Annotated in this window: 12 protein-coding genes; 10 read left to right on the forward strand and 2 right to left on the reverse strand. The window is 44.0% G+C overall.

Annotation, left to right across the window (positions count from 1 at the left end):
• Positions 1 to 152: 152 nt before the first annotated feature.
• Positions 153 to 1,508, reverse strand: coding sequence for a chromosomal replication initiator protein DnaA (dnaA, locus tag IV40_RS04645; protein WP_057769202.1), 1,356 nt, complete (start codon positions 1,506 to 1,508; stop codon positions 153 to 155).
• A 553-nt stretch (positions 1,509 to 2,061) separates the two neighbouring features.
• Between dnaA and rpmH the strand changes: the two genes are divergently transcribed.
• From rpmH to IV40_RS04680, 8 genes are all read left to right on the forward strand, one after another.
• Positions 2,062 to 2,202 carry a 50S ribosomal protein L34 gene (rpmH, locus tag IV40_RS10575; protein WP_082617872.1) on the forward strand — a complete coding sequence of 47 codons (141 nt, stop codon included), beginning with the start codon at positions 2,062 to 2,064 and terminating at the stop codon, positions 2,200 to 2,202.
• A gap of 205 nt (positions 2,203 to 2,407) precedes the next feature.
• Entirely contained in the window at positions 2,408 to 2,791 is a 384-nt protein-coding gene (rnpA, locus tag IV40_RS04650) for a ribonuclease P protein component (RefSeq protein ID WP_057769203.1), read from the forward strand.
• A gap of 114 nt (positions 2,792 to 2,905) precedes the next feature.
• Positions 2,906 to 3,691 carry a membrane protein insertase YidC gene (locus IV40_RS04655; protein ID WP_057769265.1) on the forward strand — a complete coding sequence of 262 codons (786 nt, stop codon included), beginning with the start codon at positions 2,906 to 2,908 and terminating at the stop codon, positions 3,689 to 3,691.
• Between the two features lie 29 nt (positions 3,692 to 3,720).
• Entirely contained in the window at positions 3,721 to 4,560 is an 840-nt protein-coding gene (jag, locus tag IV40_RS04660) for an RNA-binding cell elongation regulator Jag/EloR (RefSeq protein WP_057769204.1), read from the forward strand.
• Between the two features lie 426 nt (positions 4,561 to 4,986).
• Positions 4,987 to 6,369: a tRNA uridine-5-carboxymethylaminomethyl(34) synthesis GTPase MnmE gene (mnmE, locus tag IV40_RS04665; protein ID WP_057769205.1), complete on the forward strand. Its 1,383-nt coding sequence runs from the start codon at positions 4,987 to 4,989 to the stop codon at positions 6,367 to 6,369.
• 12 nt (positions 6,370 to 6,381) lie between these two features.
• Positions 6,382 to 8,280, forward strand: coding sequence for a tRNA uridine-5-carboxymethylaminomethyl(34) synthesis enzyme MnmG (mnmG, locus tag IV40_RS04670; protein WP_057769206.1), 1,899 nt, complete (start codon positions 6,382 to 6,384; stop codon positions 8,278 to 8,280).
• A 311-nt stretch (positions 8,281 to 8,591) separates the two neighbouring features.
• The gene (locus IV40_RS04675; protein ID WP_156404231.1) at positions 8,592 to 9,341 is read left to right on the forward strand and encodes an alpha/beta hydrolase; all 750 of its coding nucleotides are present in this window, start codon (positions 8,592 to 8,594) and stop codon (positions 9,339 to 9,341) included.
• A 143-nt stretch (positions 9,342 to 9,484) separates the two neighbouring features.
• Positions 9,485 to 10,054 carry a DUF805 domain-containing protein gene (locus IV40_RS04680; protein WP_057769208.1) on the forward strand — a complete coding sequence of 190 codons (570 nt, stop codon included), beginning with the start codon at positions 9,485 to 9,487 and terminating at the stop codon, positions 10,052 to 10,054.
• Positions 10,055 to 10,105: 51 nt separating this feature from the next.
• Here the strand turns inward: IV40_RS04680 and IV40_RS04685 are convergent, their stop codons facing one another.
• A complete protein-coding gene (locus IV40_RS04685) occupies positions 10,106 to 10,285 on the reverse strand; it encodes a hypothetical protein (RefSeq protein WP_057769209.1) in 180 nt (59 codons plus the stop codon).
• Positions 10,286 to 10,883: 598 nt separating this feature from the next.
• Here IV40_RS04685 and IV40_RS04690 point away from each other — a divergent pair.
• Complete coding sequence (locus IV40_RS04690; protein ID WP_057769210.1) at positions 10,884 to 14,114, forward strand: isopeptide-forming domain-containing fimbrial protein; 3,231 nt, start codon at positions 10,884 to 10,886, stop codon at positions 14,112 to 14,114.
• A 27-nt stretch (positions 14,115 to 14,141) separates the two neighbouring features.
• Positions 14,142 to 16,211, forward strand: coding sequence for a SpaH/EbpB family LPXTG-anchored major pilin (locus IV40_RS04695; protein ID WP_057769211.1), 2,070 nt, complete (start codon positions 14,142 to 14,144; stop codon positions 16,209 to 16,211).
• Positions 16,212 to 16,275: the final 64 nt, after the last annotated feature.

The following is a 16,275-nucleotide window of genomic DNA, read 5'->3' on the forward strand; positions in this document are numbered from 1 at the left end:
GGCGCTTCATAATCTATTATAAAAGATTTTTAGTAATAGTAGTAGGACCTGTTAATTCTGTGGAAAAGGGGCCTGATACCAGTGCTGACAAGTTATCCACCTGTTGATAACTTGTGGATACTTGTGGGGATAAATCCCCCTGTTATCCACAGCTATGGTTTCAGCTTGTTTTTCAATTCGGCGATCTGTTCTTTCAATTGTTCGTCGGATTTCAGTTCGGCAGCGACTTTTTCATGGGCATGGATGACAGTGGTATGATCTTTGCCGCCGAATTCCTGCCCAATGCGAGGTAATGAGTTATCGGTCATTTCTCGAGACAGATACATAGCAATCTGTCGGGGCCAAACAATGTTTTTGACTCGTTTCTTGCCCTTCAGATCGGCCACAGAAACCTGATAGTACTTGGCAACGGCGGATTGAATGTCGGTAATGGTCAGGTCCTTTGGTTTTTCTTCGGCATTGAGGCTCTTGAGAGCATCTGCCGCCAAACTGGTGGTAATTGGTTCTTCCTTGGTTCGTGCGTACGCCTGAACTCGCACCAGCGCCCCTTCGAGTTCCCGCACATTGGAATCGATTTGGCCGGCGATGTAGCTTAATGTATCGTCGGGAATATTGAGATGTTCGGCATTGGCCTTGTTGCGCAGGATAGCGATTCGTGTTTCAAGGTCAGGCGGCGTAATATCGACCGATAAGCCCCACTTAAACCGTGAAACGAGTCGTTCTTGCAGCTTCGGGATTTCATTGGGCAGGCGGTCCGACGTCAAAACGATTTGTTTCTTATTATTGTAGAGATCGTTGAACGTGTGGAAAAACTCTTCCTGTGTCCCTTCTTTATCGGCGAAGAACTGGATATCATCGACTAAGAGGAGATCAACGTTGCGGTATTCCTGCCGGAACTTCTCTTGTTCTTTGTTCTGGATTGAATTGATGAAGTCGTTGGCAAATGCTTCGCTGGTGACGTATTTCACCTTTGAACCAGGATGCGTCTTCAGCAGCTGGTGGCCAATCGCCTGCATCAGATGGGTTTTGCCTAAACCGACACCGCCATATAGGAAGAGCGGATTATACAAAACCCCAGGTTCCTCAGAAACGACGAGGGCGGCGGCATGCGCCATCTGGTTGCCTTTGCCGGTGACAAAGGTTTCAAACGTGTACTTACTATTTAAACGAGTTTCCCGCATGAAAGTCGGAATATTGGCCTCTTGGTCGACCTCAGGGGCCGCAAGCGCGTCACTATCGGCTTTCTCTTGTGCATCTTCCTCCTCTTTTGAAACAAAAACAGGGGTGATCTCGATATTGGCGAAGGCATAGGCGCCTTCAACGACTTTGGTGGCGAGCACTTTTTCCCAATAGTCCTTATGCAGTGAAGACGGGACTTCAATGGTAAGTTGGTGGTTCGCCAGTTTGAGCGGTTTGGCCGTCTCGATCCAGGTACTGTAGCTGACCGCTGACAGGTGCTGCTGGAAATAAGACTCCAAATATTGCCAAAGCTCCTCCAAATTGGGCACATTGATTCCTCCTTTTTTTGTCATTTTAAATAAAAATTGCTCTTTTTCTCTAATCACAAAGCAAATTTATTTTAGCATCTCTTTAAAAAGTTTTCCACAGGCAAACCAATAAATAACAAAAATTATTCACAGGGGTGTGAATTAGTTATCCACAGCCCGACAGATTTTGTGGAAAAAAGATAGTCAAAATAATTTATGCACAGTAGCTTGTGAATTGCAAAAGCTTATATCAATAGTGTTTCACAAGTTATCAACAGACTATTCGACTTGTTGATAAAACATTTAAACAGCCTGTGGACATGTGAAAAAGCTGCGCATAAGCCTGTCAATAAATATTTTTCAAAATAAAGTTATGCACGGGTCGTCCACAACAAATCCACCAAAAGCGAGTGCGAATTGTTGACAAGTTTTTACAAAAAAAGCAAAAATGAATTTCAAATTTGCAGTGAGATATGTTATTATATTTAGGTAAATGTTCATCGAGGGAGGATTGTAGCTTCTGCGGTGTGCAACAAACGTCTATATAAAGACATGAGCATTGGAGGTGTCCAACATGACTACAAAGAGAACTTATCAACCAAAGAAACGCCATCGTCAACGTGTACATGGCTTCATGAAACGTATGAGTACAAAGAACGGCCGTAAAGTCTTAGCAAGACGCCGTAACAAAGGTAGAAAAGTTTTATCTGCATAAGGCCACTGAAGTTTCAGTGGTTTTTTATTATTTTGAGCGCACGATGAGTTGGCGCGGGTGAAAAGCCCGTATCCCCGTGTTTTTTTCGGGTGAAAGAGACCGACTGGTCGTGCGCTCATCTTTACATATTGATGTAAAGTCTTATGATTCTTCCATCGGGCATACCGGTGGAAAACCTCAAAATTGAATGCGGGAGTTAAAAGTTATGCGAAAATCTTACCGCGTTAAAAAGGAAAAAGAATTCCAGCAGGTGTTTGAACAGGGTCATTCCGTTGCCAACCGCAACTTTGTGATCTATCAGATGAATAAGCCAGGCCAGAAACATTTCCGAGTCGGCATCTCAGTCGGCAAGAAAGTGGGTCATACTGCGGTTGCTCGCAACCGGGTCAAGCGTTACATCCGCCAGAGCCTTTTGGAACTCAAACCTTTTCTACGCCAGGACGTTGATTTTTTGGTGATCGCACGCAAAGGTGCCACAAAACTCGACATGCACCAGTCGAAACGCAACATGGTACACGTCCTGAATCTGGCGCACTTATTGTCGCCGGATTATGAAACCGCCGAAACATCACAGTCAGAATCACACTAATCGTTTGTGGGTGGTGCCCATTAACGACGGCCCACCTCTAAAAAAGTGAGGAAAATACAATTGAATAAACGTAAACTTAATCGGAAACGGCTGCTGCTGCTAGCCGGATTGGCGATGTTTGTCTTAGTCGCCGCCGGCTGCAGTACGACACCCGTTACGAGCCACAGTACCGGTTTTTGGGACCGCACGGTCATCTATAATTTCTCGCAGTTCATTCTGTGGTTATCCAAGATGTTCGGCGGCAATTATGGTTGGGGAATCATCGTCTTCACAATCATTATTCGGATTATTATCCTTCCATTAACTTGGTGGCAGACGAAATCGATGGAGGGGCAGCAAGCCGTTGCACCGCAATTGCAGGCCCTTCAGAAGAAGTATCCAGGCAAGGATGCTGAATCACGCCAGAAGCTGCAGGATGAAACTCAGAAGCTCTACGCTGAAGCTGGGGTCAACCCAGTGGCTGGCTGCCTGCCGGTCGTCGTTCAGTTCCCAGTCCTGATTGCTTTGTATCAGGCCATCTACCGGACGTCGGCGCTGAAACAGGGCACTTTCCTGTGGATGCAGCTGGGCAAGCCGGATCCATTCTATGTCATGGCGATTTTGGCCGCCATCTTCACCTTCGGGACAACATACTTATCCACCATGTCGCAACCGAAGAACTCGATGACCAATGTCATGATGTGGGGGATGCCGCTGATCATCTTCTTCACAGCGATGAACATTGCGTCGGCTGTTTCCATCTACTGGGTGGTTACCAACGCATTCTCCGTCTTCCAGACCTTGCTGATTCAACGGCCATTCTCCAAGCGGCGTGAGCAGCAGGAAAAGGTTCAAGAAGAAAAGGATCACGAAAAGGCACTGGCCAAAGCTCGTAAGCGGGCTTTGAAACGGCACAAATAGTTTTTAAAGAAGAGGGGAGGTCCAAATAGATGCCCACTTTTCAAGGCAATACCATTCAAGATGCAATCGAAAAAGGCCTTGCGCAGTTGAAACTGCCGCAGGACCGGGTCAACGTGAAAGTCATTTCCGAAGGGAAAAAAGGATTTTTCGGATTGGGCAAGAAACCAGCGATCGTCCACCTCGAAGAAAAGAACGTCACGGTGACAAATATCAAACCGGCTGCTTCAGCTGCACCGGTGCAGGCGCAATCTCGAGCCAAGGCGGCTAAATCAACAGCTGCGAAACCAGCTGGCAAGACACCTAAAAAAAAGGCAGTTGCTAAAAAAGGACCTGCCAAAAAGGCGGCAGCTTCTAAAAAGAAGCCGGTCCCGCAAAAGGAACAGCCGAAAAAGCCGACTCGAGATGATCAGATTGCCATTAGTACGGCGACGCTGCATTTGACCGATATCACCGCTCGCATCGGCACGCCAACAACGGTGACGGTGGATCGGGTCGATAAAACCCATGTTACCTATCATCTGCAGACCGATAAAGAAGGTCTCTTAATTGGAAAGCATGGCAAGACAATCAATGCCTTGCAGTATTTGACGCAGGTCTACTTCAACCATAACGCCCATTCTAAGATTCTTGTAACCTTGAATGTCGGTCGTTATCGTGAACGGCGTGAAGCCACGCTGACACGACTCGCTGATAAGGCAGCCCGTGAAGTGATTGCCACTGGGCAACCCGTTTTTCTCGATCCGATGCCATCCTTCGAACGGAAACAGATTCATGCGCATCTGGCCGATAACCAGCACGTGAAGACACATTCCGAAGGCGTCGATCCGCATCGTTATGTGATTGTCACTTCGAAGATGACTGGTTTTTAAAATGTAAAAGGGACTCGCAAGAGTTCCTTTTTTTAATGCCGTAAAATTTTCTTTGATGGGGGTCAACTGGGGACACCTGTTCGCTTTGACCTCCTTTTCACGATGAACCGATTTTGACAAACTTCTAAAAAGAAAGTATATTATAAACAATCATTCTTATCATTACCTACTATTCGATAAAGTAGTCAAAGTGCTTTATCCACGAAAGCTGTTTTTTTAATGGCCGTCGTGGATGCGGAGCACTTTTTTTGTGCAATAGGAAGAATGTGAAAAGAAGCAGGTGATTGCGAGGATTAAGTAAAGTGGCTTAAACGCAGCAATCGGATTCTTCGAGCGCGTTTATCTGAAACGTGTTCAAAATGACTGACGACCCATCATTTTTCACACTCGCTAGGTCAATGATTCATTAGAAAGGAAGTTATTGCAATGCCTGCAACGACAGAATTTGATACGATCGCTGCGATTTCAACGCCGCCTGGTGAAGGGGCAATCTCAATCGTCCGGATTTCGGGTGAGGACAGTTTAAAGGTGATCGGCCGGATTTTCAGAGGCAATGATCTCAGCAAGGTGCCGAGCCACACCATCAATTATGGCCACATCAAGGATCCGAAGACGAATAAAAACGTCGATGAGGTCATGGTCAGTGTGATGCGTGCGCCCAAGACATACACCTGCGAAGATATTATTGAAATCAATTGTCACGGCGGGATCGTCGCCACCAACAAGATTTTGTCGCTTGTTTTGGCGAATGGGGCCCGGATGGCGGAACCTGGTGAATTTACCAAGCGGGCCTTCTTAAATGGCCGTGTCGACCTGACAGAGGCCGAATCTGTCATGGATATCATTCGTTCGAAGACCGACCGTGCTATGGAAGTGGCTGAAGGGCAGTTAGGCGGCAATCTTCATAAACTGATTAAAGATCTCCGCCAAGATATTTTGGAAGCACTCGCTCAGGTCGAGGTCAATATCGATTATCCAGAATATGACGAAGAACAAGTCACCGCAGATATGATGCGGGACAAGGCCACTAGCGTCAAAAAAGAAATTCAGAAGTTATTAAAAACAGCACAACAAGGCAAAGTACTTCGCAATGGCCTTGCAACAGCAATCGTTGGTCGTCCCAATGTCGGTAAATCGAGTATTTTGAACCATTTGCTGCAAGAAGATAAAGCAATTGTGACGGATGTGGCCGGAACGACGCGTGATGTTCTTGAAGAGTATGTCAATGTCGGCGGTGTGCCACTGAAACTGGTCGATACGGCCGGGATTCATGATACCGACGATAAAGTCGAAAAAATCGGGGTCGAACGCAGCCGCCAGGCAATCCATAAGGCTGATTTGATTTTGTTAGTCTTGGATGCGAGTCAGCCGTTGACGGCCGAAGATAAAGAATTACTGACGGCGACCGAAAATAAGCACCGTTTGATTTTGTTCAATAAGTCTGATCTGCCGGCCGCACTGACAATTTCTGATTTGCCAGATGTTGCGGCTAGCGATGTCATCAAAGTGTCCGGTTTGACTGGTGCTGGGATGGAAGATTTGGCTGCCAAGATCGAAGGCCTGTTCAATCAGGGAATCGAAAACAGTCAGAACGATGTCATGGTCACGAACGCACGTCAAATTGGCCTGCTGGAATCGGCTGATCAATCCTTAACGGATGTTTTAAACGGCCTCGACCAAGAGATGCCGCTTGATCTAGTGCAGATCGATATGACGGAATGCTGGAATAAACTCGGCGAAATCACTGGCGATGCGGCTCCCGATGAGCTCATTACCCAGTTGTTCAGCCAATTTTGTCTTGGAAAGTAAAGGGGTAAACAGATGAAAGAATTCGATGCACACGATTACGATGTCGTTGTCGTCGGCGCCGGTCATGCCGGCAGTGAAGCGGCGCTCGCAGCCGCACGCATGGGCAACCAGACCTTGCTGATTACCATCAACTTGGACATGGTCGCCTTTATGCCATGTAATCCGTCGGTCGGCGGTCCGGCCAAAGGGGTCGTTGTCCGTGAAGTCGATGCTTTAGGCGGTGAAATGGGCCGTAACATCGATAAGACGTATATCCAGATGCGGATGCTGAATACCGGTAAAGGGCCGGCTGTGCGGGCGTTAAGAGCGCAGGCCGATAAGAATGCCTACCATCGGTCCATGAAAGCGACGCTCGAAGCCGAACCGAACTTGACCTTGCGTCAAGGAATGGTCGACAGCCTGATTGTCGAAGATGGCGTCTGCAAAGGTGTCGTCACAGCGACAGGGGCACGTTATCACGCCAAAACGGTCGTTTTAACGGCTGGTACGTCCTCACGGGGGAAAATCATCATCGGGGAATTGACTTACTCCTCAGGCCCGAATAATTCGATTCCGTCCATCAAGTTGTCTGAAAATCTCGAACAAAACGGCTTCAAGTTGCGTCGTTTCAAGACTGGGACGCCACCACGTGTTGATGGGAATACAATCGATTTCGATAAGACCATCGAGCAGCCTGGCGACAAGGAAGTCAATCATTTCAGTTTTGAAACTCCGGATTCCGTTTATCTGAAGGATCAATTATCCTGCTGGATGACGTATACCAATCCGACTACGCACAAGATTATTCGGGATAATCTCGACCGTGCGCCGATGTTTACCGGCGTTATCAAAGGGGTCGGTCCTCGTTACTGCCCATCCATTGAAGATAAAGTTGTTCGCTTTGCTGACAAGCCGCGTCATCAGATTTTCTTGGAACCAGAAGGCCGAGATACCGATGAATATTACGTTGGTGATTTCTCAACTTCAATGCCAGAAGAAATCCAGCAAAAGATGATTCATTCCGTTGCCGGTTTGGAACATGCGCACATGATGCGGCCTGGCTATGCGATTGAATATGATGTCATCGAACCATGGCAGCTGCATCCGACGCTTGAAACGAAGGTCATCAAGAACTTGTATACGGCCGGACAGATGAATGGGACTTCCGGTTACGAAGAAGCCGCCGGACAAGGAATTATGGCCGGCATCAATGCGGCGTTACGAGCTCAGGGCAAAGAACCATTTGTTTTGAAGCGTAGCGACGCTTATATCGGCGTTATGATCGACGATTTGGTTACAAAGGGCACCAACGAACCATACCGTCTGTTGACGTCACGGGCCGAATACCGCCTGTTGTTGCGCCATGATAACGCCGATCTCCGTTTGACGGAAAAGGGTCATGATTTAGGTCTGATTAGCGATGAACGTTACGCTAAGTTTGTCGCCAAGCGTGACGCCATCAACAATGAATTGAAGCGCCTTGATTCGATTCGCATCAAGCCTGCCCAAGTCAAAGACTTTTTGCTCGAAAAAGGCAAGTCGCCGTTGAAGGACGGCGTTTTGGCCAGCGAATTCCTGCGGCGGCCTGAGGTCAGTTATGACGATCTGCTGAAGTTTATTCCGGCCAGCCCTGAACCACTTGATCGCCGTGTCATCGAACAGGTTGAAATTCAGACTAAGTATGCCGGCTACATCAAGAAGGAACTCGCTCAGGTCGATAAGCTGAAGCGTTCCGAAGCCAAGAAAATCCCTGACAACATCGATTACGATGCGATTGACGGTTTGGCTACCGAAGCCCATCAGAAGCTGAAGAAGATTCAGCCAGAAACAATTGCCCAAGCGATGCGAATCAGCGGAGTCAATCCCGCCGATATCGCTATCTTGAGCGTTTATATCCAGCAAGGCAAGATTGCCAAGGTCAAGCCGGCTTAAAAAATTTCCCTGACAACTATCATTACGCAGAAAACCTCCAAGTCATTTTGATTTGGAGGTTTTTTGTGCGGAAAAGCTATTTATTTGGTCAAGATTAGCCTATGCTGAACGTATAGACCAATAGAAAGGAAATAGCGATGAATGATAATTATCTCGCACCTCAATCAGTGCCCTACTCTGATTTTCCGGCCAGCACGGCACATGCCGCTGGGATGAAAGTAATCTCATCCGACCGTGAAAAAATCTATCCGTAACTGACGATTAACCAGGAATATGCAGATTATGACGGCTTAAAACTGCATTTGGAAATCATGCTGCCGCCGAATGCACACGACCACCAGTTTCCGCTGCTGCTGTTTGTGCAAGGTTCCGCCTGGCGCAAGCAGAATATGGCCGGCCACTTGGTCCAACTGCTGCCGTTTTGCAAACGGGGCTATGTGGTCGCCATGGTCGAATACCGTTCTTCTAAAATCGCCGGTTTTCCAGCGCAAATTGAAGACACTAAAAAGGCCCTTCATTTTATGGTCGGTCATCAAAAAGAATTTCATATCGACCCAGAACGCATTTTCTTATGGGGCGATTCCTCTGGTGCGAATACAGCCTTATCCACTGGCCTGACATTGCACAACAACTTATTGGAAGACGACCAAGCCGCCGTTTTTAGTGACATCCAGGTACGGGGTATCATTGATTTTTATGGACCCATCAACTTATTGACGATGAATGACCAGCCGTCGATTCAGGATCATATGGGCAGCGATAGTCCAGAAGGGGCTTTTATCGGCCACAAACGGGTCGATCAGCATCCTGAGCTGGCTCAGAAAACAAGTCCGCTGCATTTCATTCGGAAGGATGCGAACATTCCGCCGATTTTTATTATTCATGGGGACCACGATCGGATTGTGCCGTTTGAACAGAGCGTTGAATTATACCGCAAGCTGAAAGCGGAAGATAAACAAGTGGTTTTCTATCAATTGAAGGGCGCCGACCACGGTGATGAAGCCTTTTACAAGGATAACGTCTATGATCTTGTGGAAAAGTTTATCCATCAGAATAGTTAATCAGATAAAGTGAACTTTGAATTTTGAAGTTCACTTTTTTAATGAAATTGGGGATATGTTTCTGACAGTTGCAGTGGTATGCTTCAGTTGGCAAGGGAGATTGGGAACGTCAGCTTCATGATCAAGCGAAAAGGAGCACTATCATGAAAGAAATCAATGAAATACCGGGACAGGTTTCGTTTCGACAGGCGTTTAAAGATTATTGGCGTGGCTATGCTGAATTTAAGGGGCGTTCGACTCGAGCCGGCTACTGGTGGATGCAGCTGGTACTGCTGATTTTGCGGCTGCTCGTGTTCGGATTGTTTGCCCTTGGTTTTGTGGCCCTGCTTAGCAGCAAGCATGGGGATGCCTTATTCATTGCTAGTATTGTCGTGACCCTGATTTTATGGCTGGCCTTGTTTTTGCCGACACTGACATTGCAAATCCGTCGGTATCGGGATGCAGGCCTGCGTGGCCGTGGTTTTTTGATAATTTGGATATTCAACTTGCTGTTGCAGACAGTACCACGAATGGTGGCCATTGCACAGAATCCGTCTGTGACTAATTATCCGTTTTTCGGACCTGCATGGGTCACAGCTCTTGGTGTGGCCATTACCCTCTTTTTCTTCGTTATCACGATTCTGCCGACGAATATGCTGACGATTCGGCCCAGTCGCAATCGGTTGCTGCGCTTTTTCTTCAGAACGCACTCAATGGGTGGACAAGCAGGGTAGTAAAAAAGTTCTTTTGCAGCGAATTGGTTGCAGAAGAACTTTTTTAAACTGTTAAACCCAGTGAAATAAGTCGACGAGCAGAAATAGTGATAAGACAACCACGACGGATTGCAGGATAATTTCAAAACGAGTAGCTGTTTTGGTGCGCCATTCGAGCCAGAGTACGCTCAGATAGACGAGAATAGCAGCCGCTGCCATGATAATCAGTTTGATTTGGACACTATCATTCATTTTGACACCTCATTTTAGCTTTGCCCTCATTATACGCCAAATGCTTTTTAAAAAGAGGCTGACGCAGAAACCATTCCAGGCATTATAGTGTTCTTGTCAAAAGAAGGTGTTCTTGGTCGATTTAAAAACGTTGTTGCGGAACGATTGTCGGCAAGACAATTGAAAATGAATTGAACCAGTTTTAAAAAAGTTATCCACCAGTGGATAACTTTTTTTATGTGAATTTTTATCCAAATTGAAGGGCGATGCACGCAGAATATTCAAACGGCACACATTTAGTTGTCAAAAAAATGATTGGACACAACAAATTTTAAAAAGCCTTCTTGAAAGCGATCACAAAGATAACTTGTGTTATTTATTGATGTAAAAAGGTTGGATAAAATCTAAATTTTGTTTATGAAAATGCATTTGTTAATAGTTTTCGAATAAAAAAAGATGAATTTATGAGTTGCATTTCTACGAATCAACCTGTTATCTTTTGGAAACGATAAGAAAAGCTGAATGGAAATCATTCGAATTCTGATGTGGGGAGGGGTTCATGACACAGAAATTACGAACGACACTATCCATTTCTGCAATCCGGAGAGGGGGACAAACGATGAAAACACGGGCCAAAATATTCCAGTGCCTGATGTTGTTTACCATTTTGTTCCAATTCGTCGGATCCTTCATGGAACTCGGATCCGTCTTTGCCGTTGCAAATGAGGAGGCGGTTGTGTTTGAAAATGAAGAATATGGGAAAGCCACCTTGACTTACACACAACCTAATCAGACTCAGTTCGACTGGCAATTGAATTTTGAACAGAAAGCAAGCTCGGAAAAACGGCAAGTCGGGTTCATTTTATCGGAATATGCATCCGATAAACTCGAGTTGCCGGAGCAAGTGACAACCGCTGAAAACTTGGAATTTACCAAAACAGACCTTGAAAATGGAGAGACCCTCTATTTAGCGAAAGAAGGGACAAATGAAAACAAAACGACCAAGATCACGTTCAGCACAACTGTCAAACAGCAGCTTGAACAGTATGCTTTTAAGATTCAAGGCGTAATTGTCAATGAAGATACGGCGCGTAATGGCGAGAAGTCATGGACGAAGGACGACCTGACGACGGCCAATTTGCTGAAAGATGAAAAGAGCCAGACCGTCAATGTGCAAAATGACATCCTGATTCAGCAGAATGCCGCTCGTGAAAGCAGTGAAAAAGCTGCCGCATCTTCAAGCTCAAGTGCAGCGTCCGAATCATCCGAAGCAGATGACGATGCTGATTCGGATACTGCTAGTACGGAAGAAAAGGCAGAATCATCTTCCGAAACAGAGGAAGATGCAACAACTGAAGCTGAAGATACAACCAGTTTAGGTGCACAATCAGCCGCACGAGCAACAAAAATTAGTGCAATTGCTGCAACGAATGCTGGTGACTTGATTATCAGCGATAAGATCTTTAATAATGCTGCTGATATGAAGGTAGAAGTTTCTGAAACTAAAATAGGCGCAACGGTAACGAGAGTTGATCCAGATGATGAAAATGCTGGGAATTCTAACTACAATTCCTATACCCAAATTGAAAAAGATGTTTATTTTAACTATTTAAAAGGATCTGAAGACACTAAAGGTTCTGGGAAAGTCAATATTAAGTTCGATAGTGAATCTGAAGATGACATTGCAGAGTTAAAAAAAGCAACTGTTGAAGTTACCTACCCTAAAGTCGGATATATTCGCAATTCAAACAATAAGCTGGTCGAAATTGGTGCAAAAGTTAAAATTTCTAATATCATTCGCTCGCCACTAACTGGTTCAGATTGGGATGGTAAAGGTTATCCTTATAAGTATCCAATGATCGATTTATCCACAAACTTGTTTTCTGGAACTGTGCTTGATGGAATTAGTTCTTCGGATTGGAATTTTACATTTTTTAAAGTCGATGATGGTACGGATGTTGACTTCAGTAAACTTTCCAATCCATATATGACTTTTGGATCATTAAATGGTCACTATACGGAAAACGCAAGTAAGCCTGATACACCTGGTGTATATAATGGTGAATTTAAAGGTGAATTTGTCAAATCAATGTCAGGTGTACAAGGTAGTGTATCCGGTAGCGATTCTCTGATTGTGAACGCAAAAGAATTGAAGGTTTTTAATTCAGCAAGTAATTTAGTTTTTGAAAATGCTTATACCGGAACAGCTTCCCTGTCAGAAGACAAAGATAAGTTAGGGCATCCAGTCTTTAACACTTCAGCAGTTACTTTTGGTCTTTCTGGAACAACAAACAGTTTCCAAATCGGGACTGGTGGGGGGAGCAGCAATCATGCGTGGTTTACCTTTGCTAGTTCGGCAATCACCCCAACCCAACAGACGGCACCTGCTAAAACAGTTCAACCATTGACACAATATGATTCTGACGGAAATGCTTCAAGCAATGAATCAGGATTCGATCAGCGGTTCTATAATGACTTAGATCGTTATAACGCTGAAACTGGTGAAGAATGGGCACTTTTAGAACAATATCGTGTTGAAGGCCATAATGCAGAAAATGAAAAAGAACTTGTGGCTGGTGTTCCTAAAAAGTCAGATCGATATGTAACTGTCGGTAGTGAGTACTATTACTTTATTAATCAGCCGACAATCAACTATGTTTCTGAAGGGTTAGTTTCACCGGATAAGGTAACATTGACAGATACGCTGCCAATAGGAGTCAGCCTATCTGAAGAAACAATCAAAAATAGTTTTACCTTGTATAATTTAGATGGTAGTGAACTAGATCTCTCAGATGACCAAATTGATATTACTGCTGCAACTGAGACAACTGGTCAAAAAATCATCTTTACGTTAACAGAGCAGCAAATCAAAGATATCAATGAGTTAAGTAAGGAAGAAAAACACTATGGGGATGATTTTAGTCTTCGAATCAAAGTCAAAGTAGCAGAAAATGTTTCTGCAGGCGAAATCATGGAAAACGTTGCTTCTTCTAACTTTTCTTATACAACGACTGAAAAAGACGAAAATGGCATAGAAGAAGAAGTCATTGTTGACTTTGATGCTGATTCGAATCCGGTTCATACCGTGACAAAGGAAGAAATAAAAACTCTTCAGTTAAAACTCAAGAAAATCGCCTCTGATACGCAAGCAGGACTTGCCGAGGCTACTTTTACGGTTACTAAAAAAGATGATTCAACCGTTATTTCCACTGCAACTTCTGATACAAATGGGTTGCTCACATTTGATGAACCACTGACGGTTGGCGAGTATACGCTGAAAGAAACTGTCGCACCATCCGGATATCAGAAGGTAGCTGATATTGATTTTACGGTTAAAGAAAACACTGATGGGAAATTGGTCGCTGTCGTTAAAGTCGGACCAACAGAAACTGAAATCAATGAAAATTACCAGATTGTCGATCACAAAATTCCAATGAACCTGAAGATCAAAAAGATTGATGCTTCAGATAATAAAGAACTTTCCGGTGCTGAGTTTACTCTGAAAAAAGGTGACAATACGATCACGGGGACAACCTCTTGGAGTGATTTACAACCTGGCACTTACACTTTGACCGAAACGAAGGCACCAAGTGGTTATCAGCTTTCGGATAGTGTTTACACGATTACGATTGCGAAAGATGGAATGACAACTGTGCAAAAGGATGGACAGCCTTATGCAGATGTCAGCATTAACAAAGATGGTAATCCAATTTCAATCACGTTGACAATCAAGAACAATATGCAACCTGCATTACCTGTCACAGGTGGAATGGGGATTCTGCCATTGCTGATTGGCGGCTTGATCTTAATGGCAGCCGGTTGGTTTGGCTATCGAAAACTTCGCCAATAGGCACTCACACAAAAAGGAGCGTTTATCATGAAAAAGCATAAATGGCTACACCGACTATGGACTGGGGTATTAGCAACAGCAACCATTGTGCCACTTGCAATGGCAATCGGGAGCGCTAATCCGGTCTCAGCGGCAAAAAAAGATAGTACAGGAACAGCAGAAACGGCAACTATCAATATTCATAAGATGCAATATGATGGAACATTAGACTCACCACCAACAATTACAAACACGGGGGAAATAATTAATAATCTACCGTCTGGATATACTAAATATGAAGGCGATGGGGTCTCTTTCAAGCTGTATGATATTTCTGATGAATTTACAGAGGATATGACGACTGCTGAAATTGATGACAAGATTAAATCTTTGCAAGAGGCCATCGGTTCGACGGCAGAAGAACAAGAAAAATGGTTAGCTGAAGGTGGTGCTGGGCATAAATATAGCGGCAACGGTGTCACAATGACCCAAGATGATGAGAATGATACCAGCATCTTTACGGCCTCGGCAACAAACACCTACGGCAAGTATTATTTAGCTCTTGAAACCAATACAGATGAGTATATTACTGAAATTTCAGCACCAATTATCTTTGGGCTCCCTGTTACTTCCACAACGGGTACAAAATTATCAACAGTTGAATTGTATGCAAAGAATCAATATACAAAAACTGATGATAAAGTTACTAAATGGGGTGAACAAAAAAATAGTAATGATTTAATTCAATTGGACGGTGCAAAGTTTGATTTATATAAAGTTAAGGCTGGCGAAAATGGCGCAGATAAAAATATGGGTGAATTGATTTCCGGTGCTAAAGACGAAGATGATGACGAAGATGAAGATATTCTTGGTCGTATTAAAATGAAGAATTTAAGTGCTGGTTCATACTATCTTGTTGAAACAAGTGCTCCTAGTGGGTATGCCATTTCTAATGGGCATGATAAAACCGATAACCAGCTTGGTTTCACAGTAAGTAAAGAAGGCACTATCACAGCGACTGGTAGTGCTTGGTACAATTATCTGGGAACAAATAAAAATATCATGAACTATTTAAAACCTGACTTTATCAAGAATCATGATGAAGATAATACAGAAAAAACAAATAATGATGTTTATCAAATTGGTGATGCTATTCCATTCGTTGGGCACATCAATGTACCAAAAAACATCGATAAGTATACTCAGTTTACTTTAACAGATACACCAGAAAAAGGTTTGACATGGAAAGGGACATCACTTTCCGATTTTAACTTCAAAGATGCTAATGGCGATGAAATCTCATTTACCGAAAGTGAAACAAACAAGATTTATAGTAACGTTGCTGCAACAGAAACAAATGCTAAAGGATTTAAGTTAACATTTAGTGCAGCCGACTTAGCAGCTTACGCAGGTAAAGAAATTCAAGTTATCTATACAATGACTTTAAATGAAAACGCTAAGATTGATGAAGATAACGTTAACGAAGCTAAGTTAGAATGGAACAACGGATATGAAACGGGCAGCATTCCTAGTAAGGCAGATCCACTGACAGGTGGACGTAGATTCCAAAAAACAGATGGATCAACAGGATTACCTGGTGCTGAATTCATTCTGAAAGATAAAACTGGTACAGGAGCACAATATGCTCAATTAAAGCAAGCTACAAAGACAGTAACAGATGATGAAGAAAACGAAACTACTGAAGAAATTAAAGGTGTTTATACGTTTGTTAAATGGGTATCCGATAAAGCACAAGCAACAACAATTAAAACAGATAGTAACGGTAAGTTCGAAATTAAAGGGCTTAAGTATGACAGTAAGGAAGTAAACTATTCCGACAAAACTGGTGTTCCGTATTATTTAGAAGAAACAAAAGCACCAGCAAATCATCAAATTTTGGACAAAGATATTGAATTCAAAGTTTACTTTGGTTCTTACAGCAGAACTGAAGATGATGATAAAGTTAAAACGTTATTCGAAATCGTCAACAAGGGTAGTATTAAGCTCCCGATCACAGGTGGCATGGGCACGCTGATCTTCCTCTTGATTGGTGCAATCTTGATGGGTGGTGCTTACTGGTACTACCGTAAGCAGAAAAACAATGCATACGTTGCTTAATTAGACAAGACTTAATCACATTTCCAGAAAAGAGTTGCTGATGAGGCGCTCTTTTCTTACATAA

Source organism: Lactobacillus selangorensis (assembly GCF_001437205.1).
Taxonomy (GTDB): domain Bacteria; phylum Bacillota; class Bacilli; order Lactobacillales; family Lactobacillaceae; genus Paralactobacillus; species Paralactobacillus selangorensis.